The sequence below is a fragment of the Burkholderia sp. MR1-5-21 genome, from assembly GCF_053427715.1.
Map to the genome: position 1 here is coordinate 20,944 of NZ_JBSAXD010000002.1, position 18,305 is coordinate 39,248.

10 protein-coding genes are annotated in these 18,305 nt (G+C 65.3%); 1 reads left to right on the forward strand and 9 read right to left on the reverse strand.

Going from position 1 to position 18,305, the window contains the following annotated elements; genetic code table 11:
• The first annotated feature begins 476 nt into the window (after positions 1-476).
• On the forward strand, positions 477-1,115 hold the full coding sequence (locus ACV229_RS02705; RefSeq protein WP_448081588.1) for a lytic transglycosylase domain-containing protein: 639 nt from the start codon (positions 477-479) through the stop codon (positions 1,113-1,115).
• 120 nt (positions 1,116-1,235) lie between these two features.
• Here ACV229_RS02705 and ACV229_RS02710 read toward each other — a convergent pair whose 3' ends face one another.
• The 9 genes from ACV229_RS02710 to ACV229_RS02750 all read right to left on the reverse strand — a co-directional run bounded on the left by ACV229_RS02710 (position 1,236) and on the right by ACV229_RS02750 (position 18,291).
• Entirely contained in the window at positions 1,236-1,745 is a 510-nt protein-coding gene (locus ACV229_RS02710; protein ID WP_448081589.1) for a DUF1269 domain-containing protein, read from the reverse strand.
• 144 nt (positions 1,746-1,889) lie between these two features.
• Positions 1,890-3,113, reverse strand: coding sequence for a c-type cytochrome biogenesis protein CcsB (ccsB, locus tag ACV229_RS02715; RefSeq protein WP_448081590.1), 1,224 nt, complete (start codon positions 3,111-3,113; stop codon positions 1,890-1,892).
• A 153-nt stretch (positions 3,114-3,266) separates the two neighbouring features.
• On the reverse strand, positions 3,267-3,938 hold the full coding sequence (locus ACV229_RS02720) for a c-type cytochrome (RefSeq protein WP_448081591.1): 672 nt from the start codon (positions 3,936-3,938) through the stop codon (positions 3,267-3,269).
• A gap of 156 nt (positions 3,939-4,094) precedes the next feature.
• Entirely contained in the window at positions 4,095-5,483 is a 1,389-nt protein-coding gene (locus ACV229_RS02725) for a cytochrome C (RefSeq protein WP_448081592.1), read from the reverse strand.
• A 186-nt stretch (positions 5,484-5,669) separates the two neighbouring features.
• Positions 5,670-7,367, reverse strand: a complete 1,698-nt coding sequence (locus ACV229_RS02730) for a c-type cytochrome (protein WP_448081593.1) — start codon at positions 7,365-7,367, stop codon at positions 5,670-5,672.
• Positions 7,364-8,209: a hypothetical protein gene (locus ACV229_RS02735; RefSeq protein WP_448081594.1), complete on the reverse strand. Its 846-nt coding sequence runs from the start codon at positions 8,207-8,209 to the stop codon at positions 7,364-7,366. Before ACV229_RS02735 ends, ACV229_RS02730 begins: the two co-directional genes overlap by 4 nt.
• Before the next feature lie 33 nt (positions 8,210-8,242).
• Positions 8,243-9,061, reverse strand: a complete 819-nt coding sequence (locus tag ACV229_RS02740) for an outer membrane lipoprotein-sorting protein (protein WP_448081595.1) — start codon at positions 9,059-9,061, stop codon at positions 8,243-8,245.
• A gap of 63 nt (positions 9,062-9,124) precedes the next feature.
• Positions 9,125-9,619, reverse strand: coding sequence for a hypothetical protein (locus ACV229_RS02745; RefSeq protein WP_448081596.1), 495 nt, complete (start codon positions 9,617-9,619; stop codon positions 9,125-9,127).
• Positions 9,616-18,291 (reverse strand): choice-of-anchor Q domain-containing protein, encoded by an 8,676-nt coding sequence (locus tag ACV229_RS02750; protein ID WP_448081597.1) that lies wholly within the window; start codon positions 18,289-18,291, stop codon positions 9,616-9,618. Before ACV229_RS02750 ends, ACV229_RS02745 begins: the two co-directional genes overlap by 4 nt.
• Positions 18,292-18,305: the final 14 nt, after the last annotated feature.

Sequence of the window (18,305 nt, forward strand, 5' to 3'; positions counted from 1 at the left end):
GGGAACTCTCGCTGAGTGTTTTCCCAGCTCAATTTAATTAGTGAATTTTCCGACAACCGACTGCTATGTCGCCGTCTCGCGCAAGCTTCGTGCCATCGCGCGGCGGCGTATCAGCAGCAGAGATCGGACTGCGGCGCGTCAGCCATGAAACAACGCGCCCCGTGCGGAATGTTTCAGAATTGAATCGTATGAACCTTTTTCGGGCGTCAGGGCGAATACCGATCGCGCGAAAATCTCTCTTCCTTCAAGATGCCTGAAAACAATCCGGTTGCGGTGGCACCAAAATTAGAAAAAACAACGCCCCCGTCGTAAGGTTTGTCAATTTTCTTTAATCGCCGTCGATTACCGGCCATTACGGATGTAACAAACTTGCACCGTTTGTCGCGGCGGCCATTTCGGGATCGAAGTGTAGGGAGGTGCCCCATTGGCGATCCGGTTTTTCATCGACCAGAATCCAGTTGCAGGAGACCTGGAAGATGCAAGGCCGCATTTCATTCCGATTGGGAAGCGTAATCGTTGCCATATGCGTGTGGCTCGGCTGGGTATGGCCGTGCATTGCGGAAGCGCAGATATTCGGCACGGTCGCGAGCAATGGCGCAATCGTTTTAACGAATGAGCCTGGTAAAGCCGGCATGAAAATGATCGTCGCGGCAGACCCGTCCGCCGAGCCCGGTATCGGGCATGCCGCTTCGAAACTGGCCGGCGGAGCCGGCGCCGTGCTGTCCTCGTTCGCGGACGTGATCGAGGAAGCGAGTCGCGCATTTCACGTTCGGCCCGAACTGCTTCGCGCGGTGATCGACGTCGAATCGGGATACAACCCGAAGGCGGTGTCGGACAAAGGCGCGCTCGGCCTCATGCAGTTGATGCCTGGCACGGCGCGGCGTTTTTCGAACGGGAACATGCTCAATCCACGCGACAACGTGCTGGCCGGCGCGCGTTATCTGCGGTTCCTTCTCGACCTGTTCAACGAGAACGTCGAGCTCGCGTTGGCCGCCTACAATGCCGGAGAAAACGCCGTCATTCGCGCCGGCTATCGCATTCCGTCGTCGCCGCAGACACGCCTGTACGTGCCGCGTGTGCTCGCGCGCTACAAGCAGTTCCTCGCTGCGAATTGAGTATCCGCGCTGTCCGCGCATCGTGACGCAGCGGTTGCCGCGCACACGAAAGCGTTGTCGAGCGCCACGAACGGGCGACGTTCGACAACGCATGCCAGCCTGCGCTCGCCGGCTGACGGCTCAAGGAAACGCGGGAACGGTCGGATCCTCTCCTTCGAGATGCGCGTCCACGTGATGCTGCGTGATCAGGGACTCGATCTCGTGGACGCGGTCCTTCGGAATATCGATCATCATCAGCAGCTCGCCACGCCCGATTCCTTCTTCGAAACGCTTCAAGCGTGTGTTCGGCACGTCGACGCCGATCATCGACGCCGCCCACGCACCGAAGCCGGCGCCGGACAACGTGATCGTCACGACGGCACCGCCGGCGATCGGCAGGCCCGCGGGCGGAAACACCAGCGCAATCAGCGCCACCAGCATCCCGGTCGCACAACCGACCGCCGTGCCTCGCGCGAGCGATGGCAGCAGGTCGCTGCGTTGCGCGAGCGTGGCCCCCGGCAAGCCGTCGAGCACGATGTTGTGGTTCGCGATGACGTGGATATGCCGCCATTCGACTCGTTGCACCAGAAGCTCGGTCACGATCGACTGCGCGCACTGCGGCGTCGGCAACAGAAAATATACGCGTCTCATGGCTACCCCTCCTCCTCCCTTGCGTCAGGAATGCGTCGATGTCGCTGATGACATTCTTGTCCGGCGCATAACCCGCTTGAAGTGGGAACACTCGCCGAAATGCATGGGTAAAAAGCAGTAGAGGCTGTCTTGCTCGCGCGTCGGTCACAGTTGCCCGTAGCTGTGCAGCCCGGACAGGAACATGTTGACGCCGAGGAACGCGAACGTCGTGACGACGAGCCCGGTGAGCGCCCACCATGCGGCGAACGTGCCGCGCAGGCCCTTCATCGGCCGCATGTGCAGCCACGCCGCGTAATTCAGCCAGACGATCAGCGCCCAGGTTTCCTTCGGGTCCCAGCTCCAGTAGCCGCCCCACGCCTGGGCCGCCCACAGCGCGCCGAGGATCGTCGCGATCGTGAAGAAGGCGAAACCGACCGCGATCGACTTGTACATCACGTCGTCAAGCACGTCGAGCGCCGGCAGGCGATCGGCGAGCACGCCGCGCTCCTTCATCAGGTACGCGACCGACACCATCGCCGACAGCGCAAAGCTGCCGTAGCCGATGAAGTTCGCGGGCACGTGGATCTTCATCCACCAGCTCTGCAGCGCCGGCACGAGCGGCTGGATCTGCTGCGCGTCACGGGCGATCGAGTACCACATCAGGAAGCCGACGGCCGCGCTGATGACCAGCAGCACGAACGCGCCGAGTGCGCGCGTGCCGTAATGGCCTTCGTAGTACAGATAGCGCAGCGCGGTGATCAGGCTGAACAGCACGAATACTTCATAGAGGTTCGACACCGGAATGTGGCCGACGTCGGCGCCGATCAGGTACGACTCGTACCAGCGCACCATCATCCCCGTGAAGCCCATCAGCACCGCGACCCACGTGAGCTTCTGCCCGATCGCGCCGCCCGTCTCCGAGCGGGTCAGCGTGCCGATCCAGTAGAAGATCGTCGCGAGCACGAACAGCGCGCTCATCCACAGTATCGCCGACTGGCTCGACAGGAAATACTTGAGGAAGAACGCCGAATCCGCGCGCGCGAGGTCGCCCTGGTAGATCTGGATCGACAGCAGCGACAGCACCGCGATCGACGCCATCAGCAGCCGGGCCGGCTTCCAGCGCCAGCCGAGCACGACGAGCGCCGGGACGGTGCCGAACAGCACCGCCTTGTCGTAGTCATCCATGTGCGCGTTGTAGTGCACGAACGCGTAGCCCGCGCCGAGCACCAGCGCCAGCGCGAACAGCCCGTTGACCAGCGGCAGGCGCGCGAGCGACCGATGCGCGTCGTCCGCCGCACCTGCTCGAACGGAGCCCGACACGGCTCGACGCTGATGGGCCGGCTTCGCGACACACGCGGCGCCTCGACGAGAGGATTGAATCAATTTCATGGTCTTCACCTGGATCGAGCCGCGTGCTGCAGGAAGAAAAAGCGGTGCCACGCCCCGGGGGAGACGGGACACCGAAACATTCACCGTCAGCGTCGGTTTGTCCGAACGGCCTGCCGTGCATGCCGCTGGCGACGCTGGTCCGGTGCCATGTGCTCATTGATCGGCCGGCGGACTCGCCGAGACCTCTGCCTCCCGTGGAAATGCCTCGACATAGGCCGCGACGGCACGCATGTCCTGCTCCGACATGTTCGCGCACACGCTCTTCATGATCGCGCCTCGCGGCCGTGTGTCGGTTTCGCGGAAGACCTTCAGCTGCTTCATCACGTAGTCCGCATGCTGCCCCGCGAGACGCGGAAACCGCTCCACTCCCTCCCCATGCTGGCCGTGACACCCGATGCATGCCGCGACGCCCTTGTCGGGCAGGCCCGACACGAAAATGGCCCTGCCCTCGCTGACGAGCGCGGGATCGTCGGCTTCACCGAGGACCGCAGGCTGACTTGAAAAATACGTGGAGAGCTCATCGATCTGCGCGTCGGTCAGATGCGTGAAGCCCCACATGAACCGTTTCGCATTCGGATCGGCACGGGCGTGATTCTTGAAGTCCGTCAGCTGATCGACGAGATATTCCTTGCGCTGCCCGGCGAGCTTCGGAAACGTCGGCGACACCGACACGCCGTTCGCGCCGTGGCAGTTCGAGCACACCTGCAGCGCGATGGTCTTGCCCGATACGGCCGGGTTGTCGACCTGCCGAGACCGCTCCAGGTCGTGACAGGCCGACCCGGCCAGCAGCATCGCAATCGACACGAGATGGGCCACTTTGTACATGTCACGAACCTCCTTGCCGCAATCTTTGCCGCCCTCTGAATCGATTCCGTTCGGCGGCGGTGCGCATCTGCATCGACACGCGATGCGAGATGCGCGCCGCCCGCTCGTGACGCGTGCTCCAGTCGGGCACGCGGACGGGAAACGCCGGACGGGATGTCAGAACGAAGCGACCCATAGGTACAGGAACAGCGTGTCGTTGTCCCGCGCGTTGCGTCCGTTGCCGTCATAGTTGGTCGTCGCACCGAGGAACTTGGTGAAATGTGTGTACTGGATGCCGATACGAACGCGTTGGTCCGGCATCCAGAATATTTCCGGCATCCAGCCCTGCGTATTCGGATGGAAATTCGCACTGGCCGAGTAGTGCACGCTGTCCGGGGTGCCCGTCGTGTTGAAGAACGAGAGGCTGACGCCGTACTTGGCCTGGAAAATGTACGAAGCCTTGAGCCGCAGCGAATTGAGATTCGCCGCCGTGTTGTCGCCCAGGGTGAAATTGTTCGGGTCGTGGATGTTCTCACGCACATAGCGCGCCTGCGCGGTGACCGTGTGCGGTTCCAGCAGATACTCGTACTGCGCGTCGAGGCCGTAATCGCGAAAGCGCGTCGCGCCCGTGCCGAAGATCGGGAAATTGTTGCCGTCGTTCGGATAGAGGTTGACGCTGAATCCGAACGCGCCAACCATCAGGCTATGAGCGCCCCAGTCGTGCGTCAATGCGACGCGTGCATACGGGTTGTAGCCGCGCAGATAGATCTGCGGATGGACCGGATTGCCCTCCTTGTTGCCGTGGCTCAGGAACGACCAGATGCCGTCGGCCGTACTGTATGCGGTCAGCTCGGCGTAAACCAGCTTGTTCCAGTACACGTAGGCGCCCGTGCCGATGGCCTGCGACGCGAGGCTGCCGCCTTCGATGACCGGCAGGTTCGGGATTTTGGCAACGGGGCTGATCGTCGACGAAATGTACGGGTAGCCCCATGCCGGCGCGGAGTTGAAGACGTCCTGCACGGTCGGATTGTTGTGCACCGTCGCGCCGATGATGAGATCGTTCGCGTCGGACATGATCCGGTCGACAAAACGGAAGTCGGTGTTGTCCGACGTCCAGTGGCCTTTCCAGCGGCCGCTCGGGTCCTGGTGATCGTAGTTGATGTACGTGAATTGCGCGAAGCCGCCGATCATGTCGGTGATCTTCCCGGCGAGGAAGACGCTCGCGAAGTCGAACATCGGCAGGCCATCCTTGGTATTGATGGGGTTGCCGTTCGCGTCGCTGTTGAACCGCGTCTTGCTCAGGTCGCCGATCGCCATCGCAGCGAGCGGAATCGTGCGTTCGCCGATCGTATAGCCGTTCAGCTTGAACATCCGCCCATATGGCGTGAGTTCCGGGAACTGTCCGCCGGCGTGGCACGCCACGCAGCTTTGGCCCGTCTGGCGCGCGAAGATCGGCAGCGCATGAACGGCGGTAACCTGCAGCAATGCCAGCATCGCGAGCACGAGCGTCCATCCTGTACGAAGCCAGTGATGACGTATGCCATTGCTGACCACGATCCGTGTCATGGCTGTTTCCCCCAACGCCGTATGCCGTCGCTACCCGCCACTACCCGCCACTACCCGCCACTGCCCGGCGCGACATCCGAACGTCGCGCGATGTCTTCATTGTGCGAACCGCCCGTGAAAACCGGCATGGGGCGATCCCCTCTTGTCGCGGTCTGATCACTCCTCCATCGCGGCGCGTACATCCACTCAGGGGACGATCCAGCCGCCGTCGGCGACGAGCTTCAAGCGATCCGGCCCGCCGAACCGGACGAGATAGCCGCCCTTCGACGCGACATGCTGCCCGGGGGCAAGCGTCAGGCGCGGATAGTAGCCGGTCAGGATGCGGCGTTCGAGCATGTCCTGGATGCGTTCGACGAGGTACTCGCGCACGAACGCATCGACGACGTGGCTGAGCGTTTCGGCGAGCAGGCCGCACGCGAGATACGTGTCCGCCTGCACCTGTGGCGCGACCATCGGAATCTGCCGGATCGTGAACCAGCCGAACGCATAGTCGACGCGTACGCGCCGCCCTTCCGGCAAGTCGAACGGATACGCGATTCGCGTGACGCCGCGCCAGCTCGTCGGCAACGGCGTGTTGTCGAGCCCCCCGAGGAGCCCCGACATGAAGACCGTGTCGGACCCGGGCGGCACATGGTCGAGCGCCGCGACGTCGGGCGGCCGCAGCCACAGCACGAGCACATCGTCGCGCGGCATCCGATGCAATGCGTGTGCGACGCTTTCGCTCGGCGCGAGCGCGTGATTCGACACCGCGATGCCGCGCCCTTTCAGCGCGGCGGCGAGCGCCTGCGCGCCCCGCGCGCCGTTGTCACCCGTGCGATAGACCTGCCAGACCGTCTTGACCGCTTTCGGCGCCGGCCTCGCACCGGCTTCGTCCAGAATGCGCTTCGCGATCAGATCCGCCTCGAGCAGTACGCCTCTCGAGAAGTACACGGAATAGAAATCGTGATCCGTTTCGACCGGCACTTCGACGTTCGGAAAGAGGCAAGGCACGGCCTCCTGTTCGCAGAAGTCGTGGACCGGTGCCCAGTTCCTGCCGCCCAATCCCGATATCACGGCGAGCACCGGCTGCTGCGACAGGTACTGCGTCAGTTGCTGATGCCACGTGTCGGGCGGCCCCGTGAGTTGCCATACATGCAATTCCCAACGGCGATTGACCATGAACATCATCTTTCGCGTCGAGCGCAGCGGCGGCGTCGAGCCGATCGGAAACGCGTTCTTGTCCGCGAAATAGTGCTGCAGTACGTCGAGCATGCCTGCCCGCTTCACGGGATCCGCGTCCGGCGTGATGATCGTCGCGAAATGCAGCACCGTGTCCGTCACGCCCGACGGCTTGCGCTGATCGAGGTGCTTCAGATAAGCGGTGAGCGCGGCCATGTCGGCATCGTCGAGCGTGTAATGCGGCATCAGGCTGCCAAGCGGCCGGCCTTCGGAGTCGACCCCTTCGCGCACGGCCCTCGCGAGCGATTCCTCCGTGTACGGTTCGCGATCGGTGTGCATGCCGGGAACGTACGGGATGTCGAGATCCTCGGCGGATTGCGCGCGAGGATGGACCAGATAGCGCCACGTGATCGGCGGGATGGTGCTGTTGCCTTCCTTCGAGCCCAGGCCACTGCGCCGATGGCAATTGACGCACGCGGCAGCGGCGCCCTGCAGGCGCACGCCGTCGTTGTGCACTGCTTCGAGCGCTTCACCCGAACCCAGGACGCCGCGCTGGAAGATCGCCTCTCCCGCGTCCACCGGTGCGACGCTCGCCGCTGTCTCGCCGCTGGCCGCCTCACCCGCGGGCATGATCAGCGCAGCGAGCAGCATGCCGCGCACGACCATGCGCGCTGCAAGCGGGCAAGCGCCCGCGAGGGCTCGCAGCCGCCCCCGGATGCCGTTCATGGCCGTGGCGTCGTCTGGTCGGTGGCCGACCGCGCCGGCGACGCATCGGCATCGATCGAAACCGGGCGGCGCCGCCCGGGCCCGGGCGATGCCGGCGGCCTGGCGAAGATCGCATCGTCGAGCGGCGGGTTCAGCGACACCTTGTCGATGATCAGCGTGTCCTTGTTCGGCGACGCCGCCGTACCGCTTTCGATCCTGAGCGGGATCTGCAGGCCATCGATGCGCTTGTAGTTGCCGTAGCTCACCTCCACGGTGACCTGGCCGCGCGGCCCGCGCACCTGGCGGTCGGCCTTTACGTCCAGGAAGGTCCGGCCGTCGATCCACACGTGGCGAACCGCACCGGAGGGCAGCTTCACTGACAGACGGTAGGCGTCGTGCCCGCCGATCTGCTCGACGCCATCCAGCGTCACGCCGACGCCCTTCGCGTCATGGTCGATCAACGGCCCGTCGATCACCTGCTCGTCGCGCGCGGTCGTCAGCTCGTCCACCGAGTATGGCCGCAGGCTCGGGCCGCCCGAGCCGCTCGCGCTCAGCTTCCAGCCTTCGTGGCCGTCGAACACGCGCACGGCCTTCTGGTTGAACACGGTGAGCTCGAAGCGCGTCTTGTTCGGGCGTTTCATCGCGAGGATGAACGGCATGTCCCGCACGGGCGCGTTCGCACTGTCCACATGGCCGGACCAGACCATCGTCTGGACCTTGCGCCATGCGTCCAGCCCGCCTCTCGCCGCGACGTTCTTCTCGACGATCTGGTCTGCGCTCAGACCCTGCCCCGGTAATTGCTCGCACGCGCACAAGGCCGCCGTCACGCAGCCGGCGAGCACCCACGATCCGATTCGTCCCATGGCCTTCACCTCGTCCGGATGTCAGGCGGGTCGCTAGTGGCTCGTCGCCTTGGCGAGGCTGAGGGCCGGCTTGCCGAACATGGCGTCGTCGGCCGGCTCGTTCACCGCGACATGCTCGATCGTGATCTTGCGCGTCGGCGTGACGCCGCTCACGACGGTCTCGAGCGTGTGCGGCATCACGAGGCCGTTCTCTTTCTTGTAATCGCGATAGAAGATCGCGACGCTGTGCGTCCGGCCGTCGAGCACGCGCGGCTCGCCGTCGATCTTCAGTTCGAGGAAGCTCGCCGCATCGATCCACAGGCGGCGCTCGGAGCCGTCCCTGGTCGTGAGCTTCAGCACGTAGGCGCGATGTCCTTCGACCTGCTCGGTGCCGAGCGCCTGGATCGTCGTACCCTTGTTCGCGTAGTCGATCAGCGGGCCATCGAGCTCCGCCGACGCCGCGGCGGACTTGGCCTGCGCGGGCGTATACGGGTCGACTTCGTTGCGGCCGAGGTACGGCCTCACTGTCCAGCCTTTCGAGCCGTCGAACACCTGCAGCGCCGTCTGCTGCGCGAAGACGATCTCGAGCCGGCTCTTGTGCGGACGCTTCAACGTCAGCGTGAACGGCAGCTTCGTATTCTTCGTGCCGCCCGCATCGAGCTGCCCGGTCATCTTCATCGTCGACACGGCGTGCCACGCCTGCAGCCCGCCGCGGGCCGCGACATTGCGCTCGACGATCTGCGCCGCGCTCAGATGCTGGGCCGACGGCGCTTGTGCATTGCCCGCCGCCGATGCCGCGAATGCGCCCTGGCCGCAGGCCAGCAAGCCGGCGGCACAGGCCGCCGAAATCGACTTGAATAGAACCCGGTTCATGGCTTGACTCCCCGTCAAAATGTCGCCGGTCGCCATCGTGCGACCAAGTGCGCCTGCGCGCGATTACTCGACCACCAGCCCGTCGATATGAAGCGTGTCGATCAGGACGCTGACGCGTTCGCCGCGCTTGATCGGCTCGCCCTTGTTGGAAAACACCATCCAGTACTCCTGGCCGGCCACCAGCTGACCGGTCTGCCGCAGCGCGCCGATCTGGTCCATCACCGGAATCACGAGCAGTGCGTGGCTGGTTTGCCCGTACAGATATGCGGCTGCCTTCGTGTCGGCGATCGCTCGTGCCGTCTGCGGATCTGTCACCCGATAGCTGAAGCGGATCAGATTGCCCGACGCGGTGCTGCGCACATGCAGGTCGTCGATGCCTTTCGCCAGCTGGTAATAGGCCCTCGCGTGCCGCGGCAGGCTCACGGGCCGGTACGGCGAGTGCGCCTGGGCGGCCGGTGCGGCCTGCCCGGCCGCGGCCGGCTGAGGCCGGACCGCGGCGAGGCAGGCGCCGCACGCGAGCAGCAGCGCCGATGCCGTGCGGAGGGTCGACGGTTTCATTGCGCCGCCCTCGTGATCGGCGTGGGCGTCGCCTGCGCCGGGGTCAGCGTCGGCGGCCGCGGCTGCGTGCGCGCTTGCGGCTGCGCGCGGTTGCGCGGCGGCGTCGGCGTCGGTGCCTGCAGCAGCACGCCCGACTGCGGCCGCGCGAGCGCCGGACGCTGCGTCAACGCGCCGGCCTGCGGCTGCCTTGGCGCCGGAGCCTGCCGCGGCACGCCGGCGGCACGCAGCCGCCTCAGCGCCGGGGCGAAGACCTGCGGCCGCGGCACCCCGCCGCCGAGCAAGCGCGCGACTCTGCCGAGGCCCAGCGGGAAGAGGCTGGCCAGGCCGGCTTGCTGGCTCCCCAGCGCAAGCGGGTCGATCGGAGCGCCGCCACCGAGCAGGCCGCCGAGCAAGCCGGGATCCGCGTACTCGACTGCGCCGATGTCGAACCCGTTGATTGACGGCCGCGGCGTGCCGAAGATGTCGTGATTCGGTGCACCGTCTCCCGTCGCCGCGCCGATCGCGGGCGAACCGGCCGTGATCGAGTAGTTGCCCATCATCGTGTTGTAGCCGGGCTGGCCTGACGTGAGCGCCGCGTTGATCAGCGACAGCGGTCCATACGACATGTTGATCCACTGGTTGCCTTCATCGGGCGTCGCCGTCGGCAGCAGGCCGAACAGCGGGTTCGGTATGATCGCATCGGAGATGCCGGGCGGCACGGCAAAGCCGTTCCCGCCGGCTTCCGGCGGCACGCGCGAGCCGTTGCAGTACTGGCCGATCGTTTGCGGGTCCGCCGCCATGTTGCTCGCGTCGTAGCCCGCGGTGCTGGTCATGATCGAGTACGTCGGGTTCATCGTCATCCCCGCTTGCGGGTTGGCCGGCCCCGTGTCGCCATACGCGCCGATGTCCCAGTAGACCGGCGGCGTCTGGCCACCCGTCACGCAGAAGCCTGTCGATTGCCCCTTCTGGTTCAGGTCCGGGTTCAACGTGACCGCGTTCTGCACGCCGGGTATGTTCGGATTCGGCTGGGCGCTCACCGTGATGTAGAACGAGCGGTTTTGCCAGAACACGTTGTTGGTCAGCACCGGGTTCGAGAACTTCATGCAGTTCGGCTCGTTCGGCGGGCACGTGATTTGCCCGTTGAAGTTCGCGGGCGGCGTGAACGCGTTCAGCAGATTCTGCGAATGGGTCGCAGTCTCCAGCCCGGCCGGCTGGATCGTCGAGGTCCCGATGTAGCCGGTGCAGGTCGTTTCCGCGCTGTTCGGGCTGCTCGTGCATCCCGGCGGCAGCACGTTCGACTGCGCGGCAGCCGGCGTATTGAACAGCACGCCCGCCGACGCCGTCGCATCGTTCGCGATCACCGTGTTGTTGACGAAGTTCACGCGCACCGCGTCCTGCAGCGACACGCCGCCGCCCGACCAGCCGGCCACGTTGTCCGCGATGATGTTGTTGATCACGCGCACCTGATACCACTGGTCCGGGTCCTTGAGGCTGCGTTGCACATCGGTGCCGTTGACGTTCTGCAGCCGCAGGCCACCGCCCTTCCCGCTTTCCGCGGTGTTGCCCATGATCAGGTTGCCGTCGATCACGAGGTCCGGGCCGATGCCGTCGGAAAGCTGAGGCGCGCAATCGACGTCGACGAGCGAGTTCTCGCAGAACGTGCCGTCAGGGGGCACACCCTGGGCGATGATGCCGCCGCCGTAGGTCGGCAGCGTCGGGTTGTTGCTCTGGTTGAACAGCACCACGTTGTGCGACAGGTCGCCGTTGTAGCTGAACCCGAAGTGAGCGACGCCTCCGCCGTCGCCGCTGCTGATGTTGCCGCAGACCCAGTTGTAGTTGAAGCGGTAGTAGTCGGCGCCGGAACAGAAGGTCACGCCGCCGGCCGACGAGGGCGTGGTCGAGTTGATTTCATCGCCATACGACGCGTTCCCCGTGACGGCATTGTGATGGACGTTGACGTACGTGTTGTACAGGAACGGCAGCTGCGTTACGCCGTCCGACGCGATGGTGCCGTCCGGCACCTCCACCTGGCCGACCGTGATGCCGCCCGTCAGCGTGCCGGCATTGCCCGTCACCCGGTTGTTCGACACTTCCGTGTAATGGTTCCAGCCGTGCAGGAAGATGCCGCCGCCGCCTTGCGAGCTGTTGGTGAACGTGATGCCGTCGACACGCGACGGATTGCACAGGAAGTTGCTGTAGTTCGGGTTGTTCTTGTCCGTCGTGCAATCCGTGTTGGTCAGCAGCGTGCAGATGCCGTTCGCGCTGCAGTTCGTGCTCGGCTGCACGCCCTTGGCGAGCACCGTGATGCCCGCGCCTTCATACGCACCCAGCAGCGAGGGCTCCATCAGCAATTCGCCCAGGTTGCCGTTTTGCGTGCTGTCCCAACCGATGGTCGGCTCGAACGGTATCGGATCAACGTGACCCAGCATTTGCGCCGGGCACTGATAGGTGCCGGACGGATCGTACGGGTTGTTGGTCGGCGAGATCGGCTTCGTCGGGTCGTAAGCGGGCGAAATGGCTCCGCCGTCCAGCGAGGTGCCGAACAGGCACGAAACCAGCCGGCGCCACGGATCGAGCTTGCCCGACGGATGCGTGTTCGCGTTGACCGTCACCGACGCCGCGCCGACGCCTTGCAGCCGGACCGGCTTCCACATCACCAGCATTTCGTTGTACATGCCAGGACCGACGACGATCATGTCGCCCGCGTTCGCGTTGTCGATCGCGCTCTGGATCGCGTTGCTCGCGCCGTTCTCGCCGCTCACGTAGGTCGGCGGGTTGCCGCCGATCGTCACGGTCACCGTGTCGATCGACCGCTTGCCGTTGCCGGCCGTGATCACGAGCTCGCCGCACTGCGTCGCGGGTGCGCCCATCTGCTGGATCGTGCAGGTCGAGGCCTGCGACGTCAGCGGCGGAATCGCGAGGCTCAGGTCAGGCACGGTGACGACGATCTGCTGGTCGCTCCACGACACCACCGGTGCATTGACCCCCGCGATCGTCACCGATCCCGTTCCCTGCTGAGCGCCGAAGCCATAGTGGCGTGTCACGAACTTCTGGTTGAACGGCGCCGTGGTCTGGCTCGGTCCCGTGTACGCGTTGTTCGGGACTGGCTTGTCGCCGAGCGCGTTGATCGTCAGCTGGTTGCCGGGCGCGCTGACCCACGGGCCCGCCCCTCCCGTGCCGAACGCATCGCCGGTCACGCTCGAAATCGCGGGCGTCGCGTCGGGATACGCACAGTCGGGCTGGTTGTACCCGTCGGCGAAGGCCTGCACCGGCACCACCGGGGTGTCCATGTATTGCGTCTGTCCGGGCATGAACGGAATCTCGTAACAGAACTGGCTATACGCCGGGTTGAACAGTGGATCGTTCATCGTCTTGCCGGGGTTGTTCGGATCGGGTATCGGACCCGGATCGTTCATGCACGCAACCATCATCGTCGGTGCATAGCCGGTCGGGTTCGGAGGGTTGACCTGCCATGTCGAGAACGTCAGCCCGTTGTAGATGCCCCATTGATCCGAATACGTGCGCGAGACTTCGTTGCCGGTGTAATCCTTGAACGAAATCGGCACGTTCGGCACCGCGAATTTTTCGCCGAACTGCGGCGAATACGGGTCGAACTCCGACGAGAAGTCGTCGAGCATGAAGCCCGTGTAGTGCGCGGCGACGTGCGTCGAGCTGAAAATCCAGAACTTCGCGAGCACCGATTCCTCGTCCGTGAGCAACACTTCCTTTCGATCGCACAGATGTCGCGATGCGCCCGCGAACGGTGCGACCTCGGTCGATCCCGGGAAGATGCTCATGTAGTCCGGAACGATGCGCAGCTCGCCGACGCACGGCCAGAACCGCTCGACGCTGCCGGTGTCGCCTTCGGCGTGCGGCGAGGAGCCGAGGTCCGTGGTCATGTTCTGCGCGTTGTTCTTGTTGTAGCTCGAGTTCACCGCAGCCTGGTCGGGAATGATGAACACGTTGCCGATCCCGCCGAACTGCTGCGTCACCGGCGCGATGTAGTTGTCGCCGATCAGGATGTTCTTGTCCTCCTCCTTCACCAGCTCGTAGCCCGGCGGCACGATGATCTCGACCACGTACTTGCCGGGAGGCAGCATCGGCGTACCGTCGGCAGGATTCTTTCCGACGCAGATCGTGCAGTTCGACGCGACCGGCTTGCCGGTCGAATCCGTCGCCGTCACGCTCGGGAACTTGTACATCCCGTCATACGGCGCCGGCTGGATCTGGTTGAACGAGTGCATGCCGTCGTAGCACTTGTATTGCGCGTTCGCCGGCAACTGGCGATGCAACGGATCGAGCCACATCGTGCTGTTCTGCAGCGTGAACAGGTACGGGTCGTTCGGATCCTGTCCCGGGCAGTTCATGTTCGGCGTCACGCCGTCGGCGCGGAAGCCCTGCGCCCAGTCGTCCCAGCTCGACGTCTTGGTCGTGTCCACGAGCGTCAGGTTCGAGGTGCCGTCCGCGGCCGTGCCCTCCTGATACAGGTTCACCGTGACGTTCGGCACGTTGGGTGTCCACTTCGTGTGGATGAGCAGCGTCGGATCGTCGAACGGCCGCGTCGATGCGTAGATGACCTCGCCGCGGATCCCGCCGTTCTCGCCCTTCGCAAACGGCGTCTTGCCGAACTCGATGAACGAGTTCTGACCGGAAAAGCCCTGCCACGCCTCCGACGTCACCCAGGGCGGGTCGACTCTGCCGGTCGAACCGCTGCCCGTCGTCGAGCAGTCCGCGTCCGCGCAATAGCGCGCGCCCGGTACCTGCAGGTTCGACGGAAGCGGCACGGATTCGGTCGTGTTGGCGAAGTACCTGGCAATGGTCGAATTCCCGCTGCCCGGTGCGCCGGTGCCGTCGACCGGGCCGCCCGCGTCATACACCACGTGCGTGCCGGTCGGCTTGAAGCGCGTCATGTCGTCGTCCACCACATACCAGTTGAACAGCGGGAACACTTCGTTGTACGGCGCATAGCCGTTCCCGTCCGTGGCGTTGAAGTTCGAGTAGCTGCCGTCGCGGAACCGCATGTTGACCGACGCCAGCGCGATGCCGGGGTCGTCCGGATGCGAGATGCCGTCACCGTGCAGATCGATGAAGGTCCGCGTATAGAGGTTCGTCTGCCACTGGAGCACCGAAATGTCGCCGACGTCGACCGCCGCGTTTCCATTGGCATCCGGCAGCTGGACCGCCTTCGCGAGCCCATCGACGATCTGGTCGTTCCACTGATCGAAGATCGTGATGCGCGTCGTGCCGCTGGGCAGGCCGGTGATCTGGAAGTTGCCCTTGTTGTCGCACTTGGCAAAGCCGTAATCCTCTCCGTCCGGATCGCCGACGCTCACGTAGCACTGCGTGAAGGCCAGCGAATCGCGCGACCCGCTGCTGTACAGGTTTTCGTTGGGCGGACGGCTGTAGTGCAGGTTCGTCACGTGACCCTTGATCGAGTTCGGGCACGCACCCGTGTCGCACAGCCCCGTCTTGGCGGCATTGGTCCTGCGCGCGTTGATGATCTTCGGATTCGCGAAGCCGATCGCAACGTGATAGCCCGCCGGTCCGAATTCCTGGAAGTACGCGGGGCCGCCGGCCTTGACGAACGCATCGTGGCCCTTTTCGCCGTCGAGCGTGTTGGTCTGCAGCCATTCCTCCCCACGCCCGATCCGGTCGGCCGCGGGCGTCGCGACCACGCCGAACCGGCCTGGCATCAGGTTGGCAATCACCGCCTGACCGACGAGCGGCGACAGCGTCTTGCCGTCCGACTCGTATTTCGGGCAGGTCGGAATCATGCCGACGAGACCGTCCGGCGCCGTCGTGATCGGGCATGCATTGAGCCCCGTGATCGGATCGATGGTTCCCTGCAGCGAATTCGACAGCGGCATGTTGAACATGTCGTAGGTCATCTGCCCGGTCGGATCGCCTGTGCCGCCGGCGTCATCCCAGAGCTTGATCTCGAACCCGCCGAGGCCGGGCTCGCGCGCCGTGCCGAAGCCGTCAGTTCCGCCGCTGACATCCACTTCGCCGTTCAGCGGCGCGTCGTCCTCGAAGACGAACACCGAGAGCTTCGCGGTCGGATACGGCGTTTGCGTCAGCAGCACGTTGACCTGCCCCGCTTGTCCGGCAGCGGTCTGCCCTGCCTGCGCGGCCGCGATCTGCGCGGGCGCGATCGGCGCGCCGCCCATCGTGTGCCCGCACAGGCCCGTGCCCGGCGCGAAATCCTTGCCGCTCGGGCCCGACGGGCAGTCGAGCGCGATGCTGAACTGCCGGTTCAGGTGGGCGGGCGCATTGCCGCCGCCGTTCGAGAACGTGTTGCCGGCGTCGCCGGGCAGGATCGAGATGTAGTAGTGCTTGGTCGGATCGAGCGCGACGTACTTCGGATCGACCGCCGTCTGTTGCGACACGCCCGTCCCGGTACGGCACTTGCCGTTGCCGACATCGCACACGGCCGGCAGGTGCGTGTTGGTCGACGGGTCGTACACGGTCTGCCCGGATTCGCATGCGACGACACCCACGCAGCCCGCGGCGACCACCGGCATGTAGCTCGTATGGAAGTTCGTGCCGAGCGTCGGGACCGGCAGCGGCGGACAGTTCGCCGGCCGCGACGTCGCCGAGTTCACCTGGCAGGCCGGGTCGATCTGCATCGTGCGGTCTTCCTCGATGATCCAGCGGTAGTCCGCGATCTGAACGTTCTTGTTGGGCGCGGTGGCGTTCGGCGCCATGCTCGGCGCATCCATCACGTTGATTTGGAGCCCGCTGCCGGGATTGAAGGTCACGGTCACGGTCCCGGGCTGGCTCGTCTGGTTTTGCGTGTTGGTGACGGTGTACTTGAACGTCATCGACTGCGCGGCCGTACCGCTCGAGGCAAGCGGAATCGTCCCCGGCGATGCGGTAAACGATCCGTCCGGATTCAGCACGACCGACCCGCCGCTGTTGCTCGATGCGACGAGTTGCGCCGTGAGCGGCAGCCCGGCCGGATCGTTCGCGCTGGCGAGCACGCCGGGCGCGCCGATCTGCACGCGCGACGCAATGTTGCTCGTGAAGCTGGCGTTACCCGCCGTAGGCATCGACAGGCAGCCATTGCCCGCGGTGCAGGCGGTCAAGGTGACCGTCGCCGTCACCGGCGGCGTGCCGTTCGTCGACTGATAGACGAAGCTGTCGTTCGTCGCGCTGCTCGACAGATAGGTGAACGTGCCGTCCGTGTTCAGCGTAAACGTTGTGCCGACGACAGCGTGGGCAGGCGGGGTCACGAGCTTCACACCGTATACGGCGGAGTCGCTCGCGATCACGCCCTTGGCGGGATCCGACACGGTCAGCGTCGTGCCCGGCACGAAGTAGTAATTCGCGCCTGTGGCGGTCGGCGTTTCGCCGATGCCTGCGGTCGACGCCGGCAACGCGTTGTTGACCGCGATATAGCCTTGCATGCCGCCGTCGCGCTGGTTATTGGTCGACAGGCTCAGTTGGCGGTCGTACACGGGCAATGCCCCTGCGGCCGGTGCGTTCACCAGCGCGTCGTAGGTCTTGCCGGCGGCCATGAACACGGAGTTCTGGATGCGCGGGTTGCCGGGCATCACGTTGCCGTCTTCGGCGATGAGCGAGAACCCGGGAATCGACGGGTTGCCCGTTTGCGCGCCGACCACGGCCGGAATGTGCATGCGCAGGCCGGCGTTCACGAGGCGCACGAGGACCTGTCCGGTCGACGGCGTCACGCTCGCGCTCGGCGGGAAGGCCGACGCGTTCGGGTTCGTGCGATCGAAGGCCACGCCGTTGATCAGGTAATAGCGCGGATCGTAGTTCACCACCGGCGGATAGCAGGTGCCGAACGATACGGACTTCGAGTCGCCGCATCCCCCCGGCTGTCCCGACCACGCCGCCGTTTCGCTGAAGCCCTTTGTCGCGACGGCCGCGGCGACCGCCGCGTTCTGCACCGGATCGATCTCGCCCATCACGAGCGGCACGTCCGCGTCATAGCAGGTCGCCGTATTCGGATACGCCTGGTGCGTCGACGCGCAGGTCGAGCTGGGAACGCTCGGGCTCGTCACGACCAGCACGCCGTACAGGCCCATCGGCCCCTGGATCGACGGGTGCGTGCCCGACTCGAGCAGATAGGTGCCGGGCTTGAGGTTCGGCCAGGTGAGCGCCGTGTACGCCTTCGGATCGGTCGACGGCGCCACTTCCGTGCCGAACGACTGGATGCGCGGCCCTTGCGGGGGCGGCGTAAATGCGGCCGGCGGCGACGTGTACGGCGTCGCGGGGGCGGTGGAAGACGAGACGATCGGCCAGGTCGTCGCGGTTTGTGTCGGGTGCGGCGGACTCGGCTTGGTCGTCGGCGCGTTTCCCAGCCCGCCACCGAGCTGCCCGACGATGGTAAGCGAGGTCGGCACCGGGGCCGGCAGGTTGTTCGTCAGGTTGATCTGCAACTGCCCTGCCGGCGCGGTAATCACCACCGGCGACCAGTTCGCGCCGGCGGCCGGATTCGCGGCCGCACAGGTGGCGTTCGCGGCCGGCACCGTCGCGTTGGCAGCCGGCGTGCAGGTGTAACCCCACATCGGTACGGACTGTCCGTCCGGCAACAGCGCCGTGGAGGCCTTCGCCGTCAGATTGACGACCGCTTGCGCGAAACATGCCTCGCCGGCCGTCAGCAGCATGGATGCTGCGACCCCTGCCTTGAACAGACCGAAGAGCGTCGCTGTGAGCTTGGTGGATCTCATCGCCTTTCTCCCCA